General features: G+C 55.4%; 18 protein-coding genes. 9 read left to right on the top strand and 9 right to left on the bottom strand.

The features are described from left to right. Complete coding sequence (gene celB / locus ACMGGM_RS07385) at positions 1-1,320, bottom strand: PTS cellobiose transporter subunit IIC (protein WP_023337590.1); 1,320 nt, start codon at positions 1,318-1,320, stop codon at positions 1-3. Between the two features lie 146 nt (positions 1,321-1,466). On the opposite strand from celB, the gene ACMGGM_RS07380 reads away from it, so the two are divergent. After that, positions 1,467-2,291, top strand: a complete 825-nt coding sequence (locus tag ACMGGM_RS07380; RefSeq protein ID WP_014884772.1) for a transcriptional regulator — start codon at positions 1,467-1,469, stop codon at positions 2,289-2,291. Here the strand turns inward: ACMGGM_RS07380 and arsC are convergent. Next, entirely contained in the window at positions 2,288-2,644 is a 357-nt protein-coding gene (gene arsC, locus ACMGGM_RS07375) for an arsenate reductase (glutaredoxin) (protein WP_023331051.1), read from the bottom strand. The genes ACMGGM_RS07380 and arsC overlap by 4 nt on opposite strands. Positions 2,645-2,657: 13 nt before the next feature. After that, positions 2,658-4,121, bottom strand: a complete 1,464-nt coding sequence (bepA, locus tag ACMGGM_RS07370; RefSeq protein ID WP_014884770.1) for a beta-barrel assembly-enhancing protease — start codon at positions 4,119-4,121, stop codon at positions 2,658-2,660. Positions 4,122-4,342: 221 nt separating this feature from the next. On the opposite strand from bepA, the gene ACMGGM_RS07365 reads away from it, so the two are divergent. After that, the gene (locus tag ACMGGM_RS07365; RefSeq protein ID WP_014884769.1) at positions 4,343-5,407 is read left to right on the top strand and encodes an AI-2E family transporter; all 1,065 of its coding nucleotides are present in this window, start codon (positions 4,343-4,345) and stop codon (positions 5,405-5,407) included. A gap of 95 nt (positions 5,408-5,502) precedes the next feature. Here ACMGGM_RS07365 and bcp read toward each other — a convergent pair whose 3' ends face one another. Next, positions 5,503-5,973, bottom strand: a complete 471-nt coding sequence (bcp, locus tag ACMGGM_RS07360; RefSeq protein WP_014884768.1) for a thioredoxin-dependent thiol peroxidase — start codon at positions 5,971-5,973, stop codon at positions 5,503-5,505. Further along, entirely contained in the window at positions 5,973-6,542 is a 570-nt protein-coding gene (locus ACMGGM_RS07355) for a glycine cleavage system transcriptional repressor (RefSeq protein ID WP_014884767.1), read from the bottom strand. Before ACMGGM_RS07355 ends, bcp begins: the two co-directional genes overlap by 1 nt. Before the next feature lie 145 nt (positions 6,543-6,687). Here ACMGGM_RS07355 and dapA point away from each other — a divergent pair, with 145 nt between their 5' ends. The 6 genes from dapA (at position 6,688) to ypfH (ending at position 13,145) form a co-directional block, all read left to right on the top strand. Next, a complete protein-coding gene (gene dapA / locus ACMGGM_RS07350) occupies positions 6,688-7,566 on the top strand; it encodes a 4-hydroxy-tetrahydrodipicolinate synthase (protein ID WP_014884766.1) in 879 nt (292 codons plus the stop codon). A 16-nt stretch (positions 7,567-7,582) separates the two neighbouring features. Further along, positions 7,583-8,617, top strand: coding sequence for an outer membrane protein assembly factor BamC (gene bamC / locus ACMGGM_RS07345; RefSeq protein ID WP_014884765.1), 1,035 nt, complete (start codon positions 7,583-7,585; stop codon positions 8,615-8,617). Between the two features lie 109 nt (positions 8,618-8,726). Further along, positions 8,727-9,440, top strand: coding sequence for a phosphoribosylaminoimidazolesuccinocarboxamide synthase (purC, locus tag ACMGGM_RS07340; RefSeq protein ID WP_008501631.1), 714 nt, complete (start codon positions 8,727-8,729; stop codon positions 9,438-9,440). A gap of 120 nt (positions 9,441-9,560) precedes the next feature. Further along, entirely contained in the window at positions 9,561-10,430 is an 870-nt protein-coding gene (locus ACMGGM_RS07335) for a neutral zinc metallopeptidase (RefSeq protein ID WP_045135492.1), read from the top strand. Continuing rightward, a complete protein-coding gene (locus tag ACMGGM_RS07330) occupies positions 10,430-12,376 on the top strand; it encodes a tRNA(Met) cytidine acetyltransferase TmcA (RefSeq protein ID WP_063943768.1) in 1,947 nt (648 codons plus the stop codon). The genes ACMGGM_RS07335 and ACMGGM_RS07330 overlap by 1 nt, the downstream gene beginning before the upstream one ends. 73 nt (positions 12,377-12,449) lie before the next feature. After that, a complete protein-coding gene (gene ypfH, locus ACMGGM_RS07325) occupies positions 12,450-13,145 on the top strand; it encodes an esterase (RefSeq protein WP_045135490.1) in 696 nt (231 codons plus the stop codon). Positions 13,146-13,216: 71 nt separating this feature from the next. Here the strand turns inward: ypfH and ACMGGM_RS07320 are convergent, their stop codons facing one another. The 3 genes from ACMGGM_RS07320 to ACMGGM_RS07310 are packed head-to-tail and all read right to left on the bottom strand — an operon-like array spanning position 13,217 to position 14,926. After that, complete coding sequence (locus tag ACMGGM_RS07320) at positions 13,217-13,414, bottom strand: YpfN family protein (protein ID WP_014171111.1); 198 nt, start codon at positions 13,412-13,414, stop codon at positions 13,217-13,219. A gap of 24 nt (positions 13,415-13,438) precedes the next feature. Next, positions 13,439-14,566: a succinyl-diaminopimelate desuccinylase gene (dapE, locus tag ACMGGM_RS07315; protein WP_014884761.1), complete on the bottom strand. Its 1,128-nt coding sequence runs from the start codon at positions 14,564-14,566 to the stop codon at positions 13,439-13,441. A 3-nt stretch (positions 14,567-14,569) separates the two neighbouring features. Beyond that, a complete protein-coding gene (locus ACMGGM_RS07310) occupies positions 14,570-14,926 on the bottom strand; it encodes an ArsC family reductase (RefSeq protein ID WP_014884760.1) in 357 nt (118 codons plus the stop codon). A gap of 387 nt (positions 14,927-15,313) precedes the next feature. Here ACMGGM_RS07310 and ypfM point away from each other — a divergent pair, with 387 nt between their 5' ends. After that, the gene (gene ypfM, locus ACMGGM_RS07305; RefSeq protein ID WP_015572204.1) at positions 15,314-15,373 is read left to right on the top strand and encodes a protein YpfM; all 60 of its coding nucleotides are present in this window, start codon (positions 15,314-15,316) and stop codon (positions 15,371-15,373) included. Between the two features lie 108 nt (positions 15,374-15,481). Here the strand turns inward: ypfM and acrD are convergent, their stop codons facing one another. Next, a complete protein-coding gene (gene acrD / locus ACMGGM_RS07300; RefSeq protein WP_014884759.1) occupies positions 15,482-18,595 on the bottom strand; it encodes a multidrug efflux RND transporter permease AcrD in 3,114 nt (1,037 codons plus the stop codon). Positions 18,596-18,617 lie beyond the last annotated feature (22 nt).

The following is an 18,617-nucleotide window of genomic DNA, read 5'->3' as shown; positions in this document are numbered from 1 at the left end:
TTACTCCTGTTTTGCAAGGGTGGTGTCAGTTTGCGTGACCGTGCTCAGCTCCGCAGCACGGTACTGTTTGTCCACGATACGCATGAAAGGCAGGTACAACATGGCGCCAATCAGCAGGTTGATAAGCTGCATCACGCTGCCGCTCAGGTGCCCGGTAACGATAAAACCGCTGATGACCGGTGGCAGCGTCCAGGGGATAAACACCCCGGTGGTGACGGCGACCGCGCCAATTTTCATCGCCGCATACTGCACGGTAACCAGCACCAGCGGCACCAGGTTGAACGGAATAAGCATGATCGGGTTCATGATCACCGGCAGGCCAAACAGGATCGGCTCGTTAATGTTAAACACCGACGCCCCCGCGCCGAGGCGCGCCACTTCGCGCATGTTTTTGCTGCGGGCGAAAATCAGCATCGCAATCACCAGCGACAGCGTGGCGCCCGCTCCCCCCATCCAGATCATGTCAAAAAACTGTTCAGTAATAATGTGCGGCGGCGTCGTGCCCGCCTGAATGGCGGCGATGTTATCGGTCTGGTTTTCCATCCACAGCGGACGAATGATGCCGTTGATCATCGAGCCGGAGTTAATCCCCACTGACCAGAGAATGGTGATGCTGAATACGGTCATCAGCGCGCCAAAGTAAGAGGTGCCGTAGTGGCGTACCGGCGTGGCGACCACCTCGTAAATGAACTGATGGATGGTGTTGTAGTGGGTATTTTCGAAGATGATGCGGATACCCAGCACCAGTATCATGACCAGCAGGGCCGGGATCAGCGCCGCGAAGGACTCCTGCACCGCAGGCGGCACGCCGTCCGGCATTTTAATGACCAGATTTTTGCGCTTCAGCCAGCAGAACAGTTCCGTCCACAGCAGCGAACCGATCATCGCCACAAACAGCCCCTTGCTGCCAATCCACTCTACCGGTATGACGGTAATGCCGCCGTTTTCCGCCACTTTGATAAACGGCGTCAGGATTAAAAATGCGACCAATGCCAGGATGCCGCAGGAGATACGGTCCTCGCCATAGTGTTCGGCCAGGCGGAAGGCGACCAGGAAGCTGATAAACAGCGACATGGTGGAGAAGACCGCATTGAACGGAATTTCGATAATCGCGCTCCAGCTCTCACCAAAGGCCTGAGACATAAACTGCTGATAGGTTTGATTCGGGAACGACGAGATGACGAGCAGAATGGAGCCGACGATGATAAATGGCATGAATGAAACGTAGGCACCACGAATGGCCCCGAGATGGCGCTGCTGGGCCGTTTTCGCCGCCAGCGGCATCAGTTTTGCTTCAAGAAATCCCAGAACATTGTTCATTGTGAACTCCGTACAAGATTGAGGGGTGTTGTTTATGTTATGTCTGTGGATTATCAGTGAAGCGCGGTGAGCGAAAGGTGAAATCGGTCACAAAGCAATCGCTTGTATAATATAAATCTCATCAGATTAGTTTCAGGAGGATTGGAATGGAAATCAAACTGCACGCCAATGCCACCACCACGCCGCGCATCCGCCGCTACCTTCAGCAGTCTGATAAAAGCGACCGGGAATTGGCCGTTGAGCTGGGGATCTCGGTCACTACCGTCAGGCGCTGGCGCAACCGCGATCGGGTTTCGGATAACCACACTACGCCAAAAGTGATACACAAAGCGCTGAGACAAGAGCAGGTTGCACTGGTTAATGCCCTGCGCGACATATCAGGTGCGCCATTAGATGAATTGCTGCAGATAGTTAACGACATCCTGGGCATCCCCGTCTCACGGGCAACGCTGAGCCGCTATCTCAAACCGGCACCCGCGAAACAAAAAGGGGCTTCGTTGCAGGGAAAAAAGGCGCTGAAAGCTGGCATCAGGCCGCATACGCTGCTGCTGTATCATCAGCCTTTGTCGCTGCATATGGATGATGGGGGCGAACAACACCTGCTCTGGGCGCGCGAACCGGTGAGCGGCTGGTGTTATGCCCGGCTCTATGCGGGTCTTTCACCGCAGTTGCTCACTACCTGGACGCGCGCGCTGCTGGAGGCCTGCCCCGCTGATATACAATCTGTTGAGACTTTCGGTTTTGAACCGACGCTGCCTGCACAAGACGTTGTTGTTAACGCTCATCCACACAAGCACAATGCGCTGCAGGTGGCGCTACCGCTCCGGGATATTATTCCGCGAGTGAATGATGAACCGGCTGGAGAGGTCGTTATCACGCTATGCGAGTTTTATAACCGGGGTAAAACGCAGAAAAAACTGGGAGAAAGTACGCCGCAGGCGTTTCTGGAAGCGCTGCGGCGTAAGGACTAGAGGATCTCGAGGACATCTTCCGGCGGACGGCCGATGCGTGCTTTACCGTTTGCCACCACAATCGGTCGCTCAATCAGCTTTGGATTGTCAACCATCGCCTGAATCAGCTGGTCTTCGCTGAGGTACGTGTCGTCCAGATTCAGTGACTTATACAGATCCTCTTTCTGGCGCATCAGTTCGCGCGCGCTGCCCATTCCCAGCATGTGCAGCAGCTGACGAAGCGTCTGCGCGTCCGGCGGTGTGTCGAGATACAACACCACGTCAGGGTCGATACCGTTAGACTTCAGCAGGCTGAGCGTGTCGCGGCTCTTGGAGCAGCGAGGGTTATGATAAATTTTTACCGCGTCTGTCATGACTTCTCCTTGGTTACATCTTCTCGTACGGCTTAAAGCGTTGTTGCAGACTACGCAGCTGGTCGATACGCGCGTCGTAGCGGGCCTGTTGCAGGCTGCCGAGTTTGACCTGCGAGCTGGCACTGCTCAACAAGGAAATCGCCTGATCGAGGCGACCCGCCAGTGCCAGGCCTTCAGCACGCGCGGCCAGTTCCTGATCGCGGTTACCCAGTTGCCCCTGGGCCTGGGCGAGCAATTCCCAGCCGTTCTGGTCATCTTTATTGTTAAAGGTATAGCGGTTCAGGATGGTCACAGCCTCCGCTGGCTGACCGCCCTGTAGATAAGCGTTAGCCAGGTTAAGCTGTAGCACCGGGTTGGTGCGTATGTCTTTCGCCCCTTTCAGGCGGTTAATCGCATCGGTGGTTTTCTTCTGCCCCAGATCGATATCCGTCGAGAGATCGAGATACCATGGGTTATTCGGATCTGCGGCCAGCAGGGGCTGCAGCGCTTTCCGCGCGTCGTCGTATTTGCTGGCTTCCATCGCCTGTAATGCCTGGCCATACTGCGCGGCGTTTTTTTCACGCACGTTGCCTTTCGCCAGGGTGTCCAGCAGATCGCTGGTAAGCTGGTTACGCCCGGAGTTGTACATGCCGAGCGTTCGCACTTTCGCCATGTAGAAGTCCTGAGACGACTGCACGACGACCGGGCGCATCTGGTTGGCACGGTTACGTGCATCCGACAAACGGCTTTCCGGTAACGGGTGGGTGAGTAAAATTTCCGGGGGACGGGAAGAGTAACGTGCCTGATCGAGCAGTTTTTCCAGGAAGCTCGGCATGGCCTGCGGGTCAAAGCCCGAACGCTGTAAAACCTGAATGCCGATACGGTCCGCTTCCTGTTCGTTTTGCTGGGTGAAGCTGATCATCCCCTGACGCGTTCCGGCCAGCGTACCGGTCAGTGCCGCCATCCCCGCCTGTGGGCTGGCCATTGCGAGCAGAATAGAACCCAGCGCGCCCACCCAGGTGAGCGGGGCATTGCGCTTCTGGTCTTCCATTGCACGCGCCAGGTGGCGCTGGGTGACGTGTGAAATTTCGTGCGCCATCACTGAAGCCAGCTGGCTTTCGTTGTCAGAGTAGCGAAATAATGCCGAATGCAGCACCACGTTCCCGCCAAAGAAGGCGAAGGCGTTAATTTCGTCGTTATTGATTAAATAGAAATGGAAGGGCGTTTTGACCGAGTCGGCGTGCGCCACCAGACGCATCCCCAGCCCGTTAATATACTGTACCAGCAAAGGATCGTTAATCAGCGGGGCGCTGCCGCGCAGCTGGCGAACATAATAATCGCCCATTTGCATCTCTTGCCCGATAGAGAGCGTGCTTCCTGCTGTGGTGCCCATGTCCGGCAATGAGTCGGACGAGTCAGCGAAAGCGGGCAACACCTGACCGACCGTCACTGCGGCAATCAGTGTTGCAACCAGTGTTTTTCTCAACTGCCTGAACATAACCACTGTCCTGTATGTTGGATGTGCTAATTTGACCGATGAACCGCCATATCGTTCATCTCTGCTGCCCTGCGAGTGTAGCTGTGTTACAGCATGAAGAAAATCCCATTCATCAGGCTTTTGCGGATTGTGACAGGGATACAAAAAGCGAAAGTCTTTTTTGTGACAGTTAGATACAATTCACCGTCTCACTCCCGCCATTCGATTCAGGGAAGGGTTGTATGCTCGAAATGTTAATGCAGTGGTACCGGCGTCGGTTCAGTGACCCGGAAGCCATTGCTTTGTTGGTTATTCTGGTTGCCGGATTCGGTATTCTGTTCTTCTTCAGCGGCCTTCTCGCGCCTCTGCTGGTGGCGATTGTGCTGGCGTATCTGCTGGAGTGGCCAACGGCGCGCCTGGAACATATCGGTTGTTCTCGTCGCTGGGCGGCAAGCATCGTCCTGGTGCTGTTTGTCGGCATTCTGCTGTTGATGGCCTTCGTGGTGATGCCCGTGGCCTGGCAGCAGGGGATCTACCTGATCCGCGATATGCCCGGCATGTTGAATAAGCTCTCTGATTTCGCCGCCACCCTGCCGCGCCGTTATCCCGCGTTGATGGACGCCGGTATCATCGACGCGATGGCGGAAAACATGCGTGCCCGCATCATGACGATGGGCGACTCGGTGGTGAAATATTCGCTGGCCTCACTGGTGGGGCTGCTCACTCTGGCCGTTTACCTCGTGCTCGTGCCGCTGATGGTCTTCTTTCTGGTCAAAGATAAAGACCAGATGCTTAACGCCGTGCGGCGTATTTTGCCGCGCAACCGCGGGCTGGCGGGGCAGGTCTGGGAAGAGATGAACCAGCAGATCACTAACTACATTCGCGGCAAGGTGCTGGAGATGATGGTGGTGGGGGTAGCAACCTGGATTGGTTTCGTGATCTTCGGCCTCAACTACTCGCTGCTGCTGGCCGTGCTGGTGGGATTCTCGGTCCTGATTCCGTACATCGGCGCGTTTGTGGTCACCATTCCGGTGGTGGGCGTCGCGCTGTTCCAGTTTGGTCTGGGGACGGAGTTCTGGAGCTGCTTCGCGGTGTACCTGATTATTCAGGGGCTTGACGGGAACCTGCTGGTACCGGTGCTGTTCTCCGAAGCGGTAAACCTGCATCCGCTGGTGATTATCTTATCCGTGGTAATTTTCGGCGGGCTGTGGGGGTTCTGGGGCGTGTTCTTTGCGATTCCGCTGGCCACGCTGATTAAAGCGGTGGTGCACGCATGGCCGGATGTACCGGCGGTGGAAGAGAAGTAGATTTTGTGCGGGCTGATGCCCTCACCCCAACCCTCTCCCACGGGAGAGGGAGCAAACATTAAAAAAGGCAACTGACGTTGCCTTTTTGCTGTTGATCAGGCGTTTGCTTTCAGCCAGTTCAACACCACGTCGTGGTGATTACTGGTTTTGAAGTCGTCAAACACATGTTCAACTTTACCGTCAGCGTCAATCAGGAAGCTGATGCGGTGAATGCCGTCATAGGTTTTACCCATAAACGTTTTCTCACCCCAGACGCCAAACTGCTCGCAAACCTGGTGGTCTTCGTCGGAAAGGAGCGTGAAGTTCAGCAGCTCTTTTTCCGCAAATCGTGACAGCTTTTCTGGTTTATCGGTGCTGATACCCAGCACTTCCACACCGACTTTTTTCAAGTCGTCCATGTTATCGCGTAAGCCGCAGGCCTGTACGGTGCAGCCGGGGGTCATGGCTTTCGGGTAGAAATAGACCAGAACACGCTGTCCCTGGAAGTCGGTCAAATTTACTTGCTCACCGTCTTGATCCGGTAAGCTAAATTTCGGTGCGATGTCACCGGCTTTCAGTGGATTCATTACTCAACTCCATCCTGTTCGTGCTGCGAATAATTGACGACGCTTATACTGCCCTGCGCGTTTAATTCTGTACAGAGGGCTTTGAACGCTTGCTCGATATTTGACGCATCCTGTGAGGCAGGGCTGTGTGCAGTGATTTGAATAAAGAGCGTGGGAACGGTGCTCTCGTCGCCCGGTTGCGTGCGGGAAACGAGCTCTGCAATGTTCATCTGATGGCTGTCGAACAGCGCGGTAAAACGCTCGATCAGATGCGGGGAATCAGTGACTTCAACCTGCACCCAGACGGTAGCGGGCATGGCCGGGCGCGGGCGCGCGGTAGTGCGTTTCATCACGATCAGCAAATCCAGCTCCGCGCCTTTCAGCGGCAGGGTGGATTCAATAAGGGTAATGGCATTCCATGTTCCGGACAGCAGCATGATAAACGTGAACTCTTCGCCGAGCATTGCCAGACGGCTGTCTTCGATATTACAGCCGCAGCTGCTCACGTGACGGGTGATGGTGTTCACGATACCCGGCCTGTCGGCACCCAGCGCAGTGATAACCAGGTAATGTTGTGATGAGGTTGTCAAACCTGTTCTTCCTTTGCATGGTTAAGTCTTCCTAAGGAAAGCATAAAAAAAACATGCATACAACCGCCTGAGGGCCTCAGGTCGCTTGCTTTTATTACAGTTCCAAACGTACCATTGAGGCTCTTGTTCGCACAGAGGATGGCTCATGTTCACGGGAAGTATTGTCGCGCTTGTAACACCGATGGATGAAAAAGGTAACGTCTGCCGGTCTAGCATGAAGAAGCTGATTGATTACCATGTCGCCAATGGAACCTCGGCGATCGTTTCGGTAGGGACTACCGGTGAATCTGCAACGCTGAGCCACGAAGAGCATGGCGATGTGGTTATGCTGACCCTGGAGCTGGCTGACGGACGTATTCCGGTCATCGCGGGGACAGGCGCTAATGCAACCGCAGAAGCGATCAGCCTGACCAAACGTTTTAATGACAGCGGCATCGTAGGCTGTCTGACGGTGACCCCTTATTACAACCGTCCTACCCAGGAAGGTTTGTTCCAGCACTTCAAAGCCATCGCTGAACATACTGACTTGCCACAAATTCTGTATAATGTGCCGTCCCGTACTGGCTGCGATATGCTGCCGGAAACCGTTGGTCGTCTCTCGGAAGTAAAAAATATTATCGGTATTAAAGAGGCGACAGGGAACTTAAGCCGCGTTCATCAGATCAAAGAGCTGGTTTCAGACGACTTTATCCTGTTAAGTGGTGATGATGCGACCGCGCTGGACTTTATGCAGCTCGGTGGTCATGGCGTGATCTCCGTAACGTCAAACGTTGCGGCGCGCGATATGGCTGAAATGTGCAAACTGGCCGCAGCCGGTCACTTTGATGAGGCACGCGTCATTAACCAGCGCCTGATGCCGCTGCACAATAAATTATTTGTCGAACCCAATCCGATCCCCGTGAAATGGGCGTGTAAGGAGTTGGGACTTGTAGCATCCGATACGCTGCGTTTGCCAATGACACCGATTACCGACCACGGTCGCGACATCGTCAGGGCAGCGCTGAAGCATGCCGGTTTGCTGTAAAGTTTAGGGAGATTTGATGGCTTATTCAGTACAGAAGTCGCGCCTGGCGAAGGTTGCGAGTGTTTCGCTTGTTATGCTGCTCGCTGCCTGTAGTTCAGACTCGCGCTACAAGCGCCAGGTGAGCGGTGATGAATCCTATCTGGATGCGACCCCGCTTGCTGAACTTCATGCACCGGCTGGTATGATCCTGCCGATTCAGAACGGCGATTATAATATCCCCGTCACCAATGGCAGTGGCCTGGTGGGTAAAGCGCTTGATATTCGTCCACCCGCTCAGCCTCTGGCGCTGGTCAGCGGAGCGCGTACCCAGTTCACCGGTGATACGGCGTCTCTGCTGGTTGAAAGCGCGCGCGGAAGCAATCTGTGGCCACAGGTGGTGAGCGTTATTCAGGCGAAGAACTACACCATTGATAAACGCGATGACGCCAGCCAGACCTTAACCACCGACTGGATCGAGTGGAACCGGCTGGATGAAGATCAGCAGTACCGTGGACGTTATCAAGTCTCCGTTAAACCACAGGGTTATCAGCAGGCGGTTAACGTTAAGCTGTTAAACCTGGAGCAGGCGGGCAAACCGGTTGCGGATGCCGCCTCCCTGCAGCGTTACAGCACTGAAATGCTGAACGTGATTGCCGCGGGTCTGGATAAGACCGCGACTGATGCCGCAAATGCGGCGCAGAGCCGTAACGGCGTCACCTTCGACGTTCAGAGCGGTGCGGACGATACCGGCCTGCCAATGCTGGTGGTGCGTGCACCGTTTAACCAGACCTGGCAGCGTCTGCCAGCGACGCTGGAAAAAGTGGGCATGAAAGTGACCGACAGCACCCGTTCAACCGGTAGCATGACGGCAACCTATAAGCCACTGTCCGACAGTGCATGGCTGGAACTGGGCGCCAAAGATCCTCAGCTTGCCTCCGGTGATTACAAGATTCAGGTAGGCGACCTTGATAACCGCAGTAGTCTGCAGTTTATCGATCCAAAAGGTCACACGCTGACCCAGTCGCAGAACGATGCGCTGGTCGCTGTCTTCCAGGCAGCATTCAGCAAATAAATACGAGGGCGGGTTAATCCCGCCCTTTTTATTTTCGTGCTACGCAAACGTGTGCGTGGCATAATATGCCCAGTTTTGAACACAAATCATCACACCAGGAGTAATGAAGATGCAGAAGCAAGCTGAGTTGTATCGTGGCAAAGCGAAGACCGTATACAGCACGGAAAACCCGGATCTGTTGGTGCTCGAGTTCCGCAATGATACGTCAGCAGGGGATGGCGCGCGCATTGAGCAGTTCGATCGTAAAGGCATGGTGAACAACAAGTTCAACCACTTCATTATGACCAAACTGGCCGAAGCGGGTATCCCGACTCAGATGGAAGCGTTGCTGTCCGATACGGAATGTCTGGTGAAAAAACTGGATATGGTTCCGGTTGAGTGCGTTATTCGTAACCGTGCAGCGGGCTCCCTGGTGAAGCGTCTGGGTATTGAAGAAGGTATCGAACTGAATCCACCGCTGTTCGACCTGTTCCTGAAAAACGATGCCATGCACGATCCGATGGTCAATGATTCCTACTGCGAAACCTTCGGCTGGGTCAATAAAGAGAACCTGGCGCGCATGAAAGAGCTGACCTACAAAGCCAACGACGTGCTGAAAAAGCTGTTTGACGATGCGGGCCTGATCCTCGTCGACTTCAAGCTGGAGTTCGGTCTGTTCAAAGGCGAAGTGGTGCTGGGTGATGAGTTCTCCCCGGACGGTAGCCGCCTGTGGGACAAAGAAACCCTGGATAAAATGGACAAAGACCGTTTCCGTCAGAGCCTGGGTGGCCTGATTGAAGCCTATGAAGCGGTTGCTCACCGTTTAGGCGTTAAGCTCGACTAACTCCCTCACTTGCCAAAGGATGTTTGCATCCTTTGGCGTCTTACCTTTGTTTCCTATGGTAATCTTGCCGTTAACCGCCTACGATCATAGCTATTATTAATGGAATAGTTCGAGGTGGTTATGCGCTGGCAAGGGCGTCGTGAAAGTGACAATGTAGAAGACAGGCGCAGTGATGGCGGCGGCGGTCCTTCAATGGGGGGGCCCGGCTTTCGGCTACCCAGCGGCAAGGGCGGTCTCATCCTGCTGATTGTGGTACTGGTCGCAGGCTATTACGGGGTCGACCTCACCGGTTTGATGACCGGTCAGCCGCTGCAACAGCAACCACAGTCTCCGCGCTCCATCAGCCCGAACGAAGATGAAGCGGCCAAATTTACCTCCGTTATTCTCGCGACCACTGAAGATACATGGGGTCAGCAGTTCGAGAAGATGGGGCGCACCTATCAGCAGCCGAAACTGGTGATGTACCGGGGCGCAACCCGCACCGGATGTGGTACCGGTCAATCTGTGATGGGGCCGTTCTACTGCCCGGCAGATGGCACCGTCTATATCGATCTCTCTTTTTACGATGACATGAAACGCAAGCTTGGCGCTGACGGTGATTTTGCCCAGGGCTACGTGATCGCGCATGAAGTCGGGCACCATGTGCAGAAGCTGCTGGGCATTGAGCCAAAAGTGCGTCAGCTTCAGCAAAATGCGTCTCAGGCTGAAGTGAATCGTCTTTCCGTCAAGATGGAACTGCAGGCGGACTGCTTCGCAGGCGTCTGGGGGCACAGCATGCAGCAGCAGGGCGTACTGGAATCCGGCGATCTTGAAGAGGCATTAAACGCGGCGCAGGCCATCGGCGATGACCGTCTTCAGCAGCAAAGCCAGGGACGCGTCGTGCCGGACAGCTTCACTCACGGTACGTCGCAACAGCGTTACACCTGGTTTAAACGCGGTTTTGACAGCGGTGATCCTGCCCAGTGTAATACCTTCGGCAAAGCCATGTGATGGTGTCGTTTGCACATCTGATACGCGAGCTTGAGCGAACCGGGCACCGCCGTCTGGTGGTGCTCACGGGCGATGAGCCGTGGACGCTGAGCCAGGCCACCGCCCTGCGTGATGCTTTACCGGGAGACTGGCTGTGGCTGAATGAAAACCCGTCTAACGCCATCGGCGGACTGTTGGGACGCGAATACCTGCATGCTGTGTTTGACGCGCATGCCGGGTTTGACGTCTCCGCATTCGCCGCACTCAGCGGAACGTTGCGCGCCGGGAGCCTCCTCGTACTGCGAGTACCACCGTTCTCTGGCTGGGCCGACAGGCCAGACAGCGATTCTGTGCGCTGGAGTGACAGCGCAGAGCCGATCGCTACCCCGCACTTTGTTCACCATTTTTGCCGGACGCTTGCCGCCGATACGGATGCGATCGTCTGGCAACAGCATCATCCCCTGACGCTTCCCGCTGCGCCAGATTTACCCGCCTGGCAGCCCGCCAGCGGTGAGCCGCAGCGTGAGCAGGCGGCGATCCTCGACGCGCTTTTGGTCATGCCTGCGGGCATCGCTGCCGTGACGGCACCTCGCGGACGCGGAAAGTCAGCGCTGGCGGGGATGCTGCTGGGCAGCATCCAGGGGAGTGCGGTGGTGACGGCCCCGGCGAAAGGCGCAGCGGATGTCATCGCGCGTTTCGCGGGCGAGCGTTTTCACTTTATGGCACCCGATGCGCTGCTGGACTCCACGCTGCAGGCCGACTGGCTGATTGTCGATGAAGCGGCAGCCATCCCTGGCCCGCTGCTGGAGAAGCTGGTGACACGCTTTCCCCGCGTATTACTGACCACTACGGTTCAGGGTTACGAAGGGACGGGAAGGGGATTTCTGCTGAAGTTCTGCGCCCGATTCAGTGGGTTGCAGCGTTATACCTTATCCACCCCCATTCGCTGGGCGGCCGGATGTCCGCTTGAACGGATCGTGGCGAATACGCTGCTGTTTGACGATGCGCTTATCGACCACAAACCGGAAGGTGAGGTGTCTGTAAGGTCTCTGGAGCCACAAGAGTGGGAGAGCGACCCGGCACGAGTGGCAAGCGTTTATGAACTGCTCTGTGCTGCCCACTACCGGACCTCACCGCTCGATTTACGCCGGATGATGGACGCCCCCGGCCAGCACTTTGCTGTTGCGGACGCGGGGGCTGATATTGCGGGCGCGATCTGGCTGGTGGACGAGGGCGGATTGTCCCCCGAACTCAGCCGGGCGGTGTGGGCTGGCTCTCGTCGTCCACGCGGGAACCTTGTGGCGCAGTCGCTGGCGGCGCACGGCGGAACGCCTCTTGCGGCGACGCTGGAAGGCCGACGGATTAGCCGCATTGCGGTTCATCCCCGTCGTCAGCGGGAAGGCATCGGTCAGCGGCTGATCCTGAACGCCAGCGGTGAAGATTATCTCTCCGTGAGTTTTGGTTATACCGACGAGCTGTGGCGTTTCTGGCAGCGGTGCGGGTTTGTGCTGGTGCGAATGGGCAGCCATCGGGAAGCCAGCAGCGGGTGTTACACGGCGATGGCGCTGCTGCCGCAGAGCGAAGCCGGGCATCAACTGTGTACGCAGGCACATCGGCGTTTATGCCGCGATATGCGCGTCCTGTCGGCCTGGAATGGCGAAAACATCCCGGTGACTGATGCCTGGGAAGCTACCCTTAATAGTGACGACTGGCTGGAGCTGGCGGGGTTTGCTTTTGCGCACCGGGCGTTTTCAACCTCGGTAGCCGCGCTGACGCGGTTGCTGTTAGCCACAGATATGTCGCTTCCGGCGCTGCGCGGGAAAATCGAGGGGAGAAGCGAAGCGGTCGGGCGAAAAGCGTTACTGGCAAAGCTTCGCGAAGAAACCGCGCAAGCGCTTGAGAGCCTTGATTATTCGCGCTGTCAGCAGTTGAAAGCAGACATTTTGCAATGGCAATTTTTTCAATGACTTCTTCAGTAAAGTGGCATGGTCATTACCCCGCATAGGCGTAAAATCCTGCTCATCAATTAAGGAGACCGCCATGAAACACGACCATTTTGTTGTTCAAAGCCCTGACAAACCGGCTAAACAGTTACTGCTTCTGTTTCATGGTGTTGGCGATAATGCCGTCAATATGGGGCAGATTGGTAGCTGGTTTGCGCCTGTTTTCCCTGAAGCATTGATTGTCAGCATCGGCGGCGTAGAACCGTGTGGTCCGAACGGACGACAGTGGTTCCCGGTTCAGGGCGTGACGGAGGAGAACCGTCAGGCGCGCATTGATGCCATCATGCCCACGTTTATCGACATCGTACGTTACTGGCAGCAGCAGAGCGGCGTGGGTGCTGACGCGACCGCGCTGATTGGCTTCTCGCAGGGATCTATCATGTCCCTGGAAAGTGTGAAAGCGCAGCCGGGTCTGGTTTCACGGGTGATCGCGTTTAACGGCCGCTTTGCGACGCTGCCGACGAGTGCGACCACGCAGACCACGATCCATCTGATCCACGGTGGTGAAGACCGGGTCATTGAGCTTTCACATGCGGTTGCCGCTCATGAAGCATTGATTCGTGAAGGTGGGGATGTGACGCTGGATATCGTTGACGATCTGGGCCATGCGATTGACGACCGCAGCATGCAATTCGCGCTCGATCATCTGCGTTATACCGTACCGAAGCACTACTTTGATGAAGCGCTCAGCGGCGGCAAGCCGAATGACGATAATATTGTTGAGTTTATGTAGGCACTTTCCCCCTCACCCCCAGCCCCTCTCCCCACAGGGGCGAGGGTTAGGGGGAGGGGTGAGATTAACAATTACTTCTTCTGGTCTTTCTTCGGCCAGTCGTCGTCATCGTCCCACTTGTCGTTAAAATCGCGGTGTGGCGGGAGATCCGGCTTGTTCGCAAGAAACTTTTTGTGGTCAACGCGCTTAAGGTCTTTAATCACGTTGAGCAGTACGCCGACCAGAAACACCAGCACCAGAATCCACCAGTACTTTGAAAGCCAATCCATTCGCTATTCCTCTCAGAGCATTCGTCAGGCGACGAGTTGCTCCATAATACGTTGATACATACGAGCCAGCAGTTGCAAATCTGCCGCATTAACACACTCATTTATTTTATGAATGGTTGCGTTTACTGGCCCCAGTTCGACAACCTGAGCTCCCATACGGGCGATAAAGCGTCCGTCTGAAGTGCCACCCGTCGTCAGCAGTTGTGGCTTAATTTCATTATAGTGCTCGATGGCGTTCACTACCGCATCAACCAGTTTGCCGCGCTGCGTCAGGAACGGCTGGCCGGAAAGCCACCAGTCCACGGTGTAGCGCAGGTGATATTTTTCCAGCAGCGCGACAACGCGCGCTTTGATCATCTCATCGGTCAGTTCGGTGCTGAAGCGGAAGTTGAACTGGACGAAGAAATCCCCCGGGATCACGTTGTTGCTGCCGGTCCCGGCCTTGACGTTAGCAATCTGCATACTGGTCGGGGGGAAGAACTCGTTACCTTTATCCCACTCAATCGCCACCAGTTCGCTCAGCATTGGCGCAGCGCGATGAACGGGGTTATCGGCCAGATGTGGATAAGCAACATGTCCCTGAACGCCGTGAATGGTCAGGTTACAGGTCAGTGAGCCACGGCGACCGTTTTTCACGACATCGCCCACCACTTCGGTACTGGACGGCTCGCCGACCAGACAGTAGTCGAGACGCTCGTTGCGCGCCATCAGCGCTTCAACCACCTTCACGGTACCGTTATGGGCACTGGCTTCTTCGTCGGAGGTGACCAAAAACGCGAGACGGTTTTTGTGGTTCGGATGCTGAGCCACGAAGCGTTCAGCCGCGACCACCATCGCTGCCAGCGAGCCTTTCATGTCTGCCGCGCCGCGGCCAAAGAGCATGCCATCGCGGATGGTCGGTTCAAACGGCGGGTTAATCCAGCGATCTGCGTCACCTGCGGGAACGACGTCAGTATGCCCGGCAAACGCCAGCGTTTCACCCTGGCCGCGCCACGCCCAGAAGTTCTGAGTATCGCCAAAATCCATGCGTTCAACGGTAAAACCGATGGCACGCAGGCGCTCAATCATTAATGCCTGACAACCTGCGTCGTCCGGGCTAAGGGAAGGACGGCGAATAAGCTGTTGAGTCAGCTCAATGACCGGGCATGACATACACTACACCTCAACGAAAAAGTCAGAATAAAGGGTTTCACTGAAACCCAGCAGCATAGGCTGACCTGGCTTGCAGAGCAATGGGCGTTTGATAATTGCCGGCATTTCACGCATCAGTTTTGCCGCGCTGTCGGCATCAACGATGCTGGCGCGCAGGGATTCGTCCAGTTTACGCCAGGTGGTACCGCGGGTGTTAAGCAGTGCCTCCCAGCCCAGTTCATTGATGGCGTTATGCAGAAAATCTGCATCAAGCCCATCGGCACGGTAATCGTGGAAGCGGTACTCGATGTGGTTCGCTTCCAGCCAGCGGCGGGCTTTTTTGATGGTGTCGCAATTTTTAATGCCGTACATCACAACCATGGTGAATCCTTTTGTCCTTATGACCATTAAATGTTCAATAAATTCGAAGATATATCCTTAAGTAGAATATAACACATTCAGGAATACTCTGGATTTACACGTCTGCTTAATTCAACGCACATCTGTACGCTGAATATTCTTTCATCATTTAAGCATAGATGTCCACCGGGTATAAATTGCTAACAAACTCAGCTGGTAAAATAAAGCTCACCCGTTCGTAGGGTTATTTCAAAATATTGCTGGCCGTCACACAAAATTTAAGATTCTCCATTCATATTTATCATAAATCCCCAACGGTGGCGGGGTACAATCACAGCAATTGGTTAAATAGTCTTCACAATGATGATACGTTTTCGTAGAATGCGCATAATAATAAGAGAGGTTGTTATGATTGAACGTGAACTGGGGAACTGGAAAGATTTTATCGAAGGCATGCTTCGTAAATGACATTCAGTAAGAATTGCAAGAGCACTTAAATAAGTAAAATAATCATAGTGTGAATTAATCACACAATAAAAAGGCGGCTGATAAAGCCGCCTTTTTTATGGCTGAATGTTATTCCTGCCGCTCTCTGAGCGGGAAGCGACGACGCACCAGCACAAAGAACAGCGGCACGAAATAAATGGCCAGGATGGTGGCCGAAATCATGCCCCCCATTACCCCGGTACCGACCGCGTGCTGGCTGCTGGAACCTGCACCCGTGCTGGTTGCCATTGGCAATACGCCAAAAATAAAGGCCAGCGAGGTCATCAGGATCGGGCGCAGTCGCTGACGGCAGGCATGTAGCGTGGCGGCCATCAGCTCGTGGCCTTTGGCATTCATCTCGTTGGCAAACTCAACGATCAGAATGGCGTTTTTCGCCGACAAGCCGATCACCGTCAGCAGCCCGACCTGGAAGTAAACATCGTTTTCCAGGCCGCGCATCCAGGTTGCCAGCAGCGCACCGATAACCCCAAGCGGTACCACCAGCATGACCGAGAACGGAACCGACCAGCTCTCATACAGCGCGGCAAGGCAGAGGAACACCACCAGCAGAGAAAGGGCATAAAGCGCGGGGGCCTGCGCGCCGGAGAGACGTTCCTGGTAAGACATGGCCGTCCATTCCAGACCAAAACCGGCGGGCAGCTGTTGCACCAGTTTTTCCATGGTGTCCATGGCCGTGCCGGTACTTACGCCCGGCGCGGCTTCCCCGACGATTTCCACCGCAGAATAACCGTTATAGCGCTCCAGACGCGGCGAACCGCTCTCCCAGCGCGAGGTGGCAAACGCCGAGAAGGGAACCATCCCGCCGCTGTTATTGCGTACAAACCAGCGGTTAATATCATCCGGCAGCATGCGGTACGGCGCGGCGGACTGAACATATACTTTTTTGACGCGACCGCGATCCATAAAGTCGTTCACATAGCTCGAGCCCCACGCCGTTTGCAGGGTGTCGTTGATATCGTCGATGGAGACGCCCAGCGCCTGCGCCTTACGCTGGTCGATATCCACCTGAAGCTGCGGGCTGTCGTCCAGGCCGTTGTGGCGCACGCGGGTCAGGCCAGAATCATTACCTGCCAGCGCTAACAATTTGTCGCGTGCCGCCATCAGCGCATCGTGACCCGCGCCGGCGTGATCCTGCAGCTCCATATCAAACCCGGCAGAACTCCCCAGGCCGCTGATAGCTGGCGGACTGCTCGCAAAGACGCGCGCCTCTTTAATACGGGAAAAGGCTTTAGTGGCACGTTCAATGATGGCAAATGAGGTTCCCGTTTGGGTGTCCCGTTCATTCCAGTCTTTCAGACGGACAAACATACGGGCGACGTTCTGTCCGTTCCCGCCCGGGCCGGAGCCAACGGTCGAAAAGACCGACACAACGTTATCTTTCTCGTGGGTGAAGAAGTACTGCTCTACGTTTTGGACCACTTTCAGCGTCTGCTGCTGCGTTGAGCCGCTCGGGAGCTGCACCGAGGTGATGAACATCCCCCGGTCTTCCATCGGCAGGAACGAGGTGGGCAAATGCAGAAACAGCCACACCATGCCGCCCAGCAGTACAACGTAAATCATCATCCAGCGCAGGCTGCGGTGCAGCACTTTACCGACCGCAGATTCATACCGGGCGGCATTGCGGTTGAACATCCGGTTAAACCAGCCGAAGAACCCTTTCTGACCGTGATGTTCCCCTTTGTGCAGCGGCTTGAGGAGGGTGGCGCAAAGCGCAGGGGTGAGGATCAGGGCCACCAGTACGGAGAGTACCATTGCTGAGACGATGGTTATCGAGAACTGGCGGTAAATCGCGCCGGTCGTGCCGCCGAAGAAGGCCATCGGGATAAAGACCGCCGACAACACCATCGCAATGCCGACTAACGCCCCCTGAATTTGTCCCATGGATTTTCGCGTGGCCTGGCGCGGGGAAAGACCTTCTTCGCTCATGATGCGCTCGACGTTTTCGACCACCACGATGGCATCATCCACCAGCAGGCCAATTGCCAGCACCATGGCAAACATCGTCAGGGTGTTAATGCTGTACCCGAACGCGTAAAGCACCGAAAAGGTACCCAGCAGCACCACGGGGACGGCAATAGTGGGGATCAGCGTGGCGCGGAAGTTTTGCAGGAACAGATACATGACCAGGAATACCAGGGCAATCGCTTCCAGCAGGGTCTTTACCACATCCTCAATCGAGGCTTTTACGAAGGAAGTGGTTTCATAGGCGACTTTATACTCCAGCCCGTGCGGGAAATACTGCGACAGCTCATCCAGACGGTCCAGCACCAGTTTCGCCGTCGCCATTTCATTTGCGCCGGAGGCCAGCTTAATCCCAAGGCCAGAGGCCGGGTTGCCGTTAAATCGGCTCAGGTAGTCGTATTTCTCAGCACCCATTTCCACCGTCGCCACATCGCTCAGACGCACTTCTGAGCCATCCTGATTCACGCGCAGGGTGATGTTGCGGAACTGGTCCGGTGTCTGAAGCAGGGATTGCGAATTAATGGTGGCGTTCAGGGCTTGTTTATCAACGGAAGGCGTTCCTCCCAGTTGCCCCACGGCAATTTGTGCGTTCTGGGCTTTGATGGCATCCGTCACGTCGGTGGCCGTCATCTGATAGCTGTTCAGCTTGTTGGGATCGAGCCAGATACGCATGGAGTATTGTGAGCCGTAGGCGTCGATATCCCCCACGCCGTTAATACGGCTGAGCGGGTCCTGAATATTACTGGCGACGTAGTCCGCAATGTCCTGTTTATCCATTGAGCCATCGGTGGAGACAAACGCGATGGTCAAAATGTTGGTATCACCGGTTTTACGTACGGTAACGCCCTGGTTCTGCACCGCCTGGGGCAGCTTACGCATAGCCGACTGAAGCTGGTTTTGTACCTGCTGCACCGCTTCGTCCGGGTCGGTGCCCGCCTTAAAGCTCAGGGTAACCGTCGCTTGTCCCGTGGCGCTGCTTTGCGAGGACATGTACATCAGGTTATCCAGACCCGTCATGTTCTGCTCGATAACCTGCGTCACGGTGTTTTCCAGCGTTTGTGCGGAAGCGCCGGGGTAGTTTGCGGTGACACGCACATTAGGCGGTGCCAGATCGGGATATTGCTCAACAGGAAGAGAAGTAATCGCCAGGACACCTGTCAGACACAACAGGATGGCAAGCACCCAGGCAAAAATGGGGCGATCGATGAAAAAATTCGCCATGTAAAAGTGACCTCGTTTTGCT

This window comes from Enterobacter sp. BNK-14, from assembly GCF_047456095.1.
Lineage (GTDB): Bacteria > Pseudomonadota > Gammaproteobacteria > Enterobacterales > Enterobacteriaceae > Enterobacter > Enterobacter kobei.
This window is presented reverse-complemented; position numbering and strand designations above follow the sequence as displayed.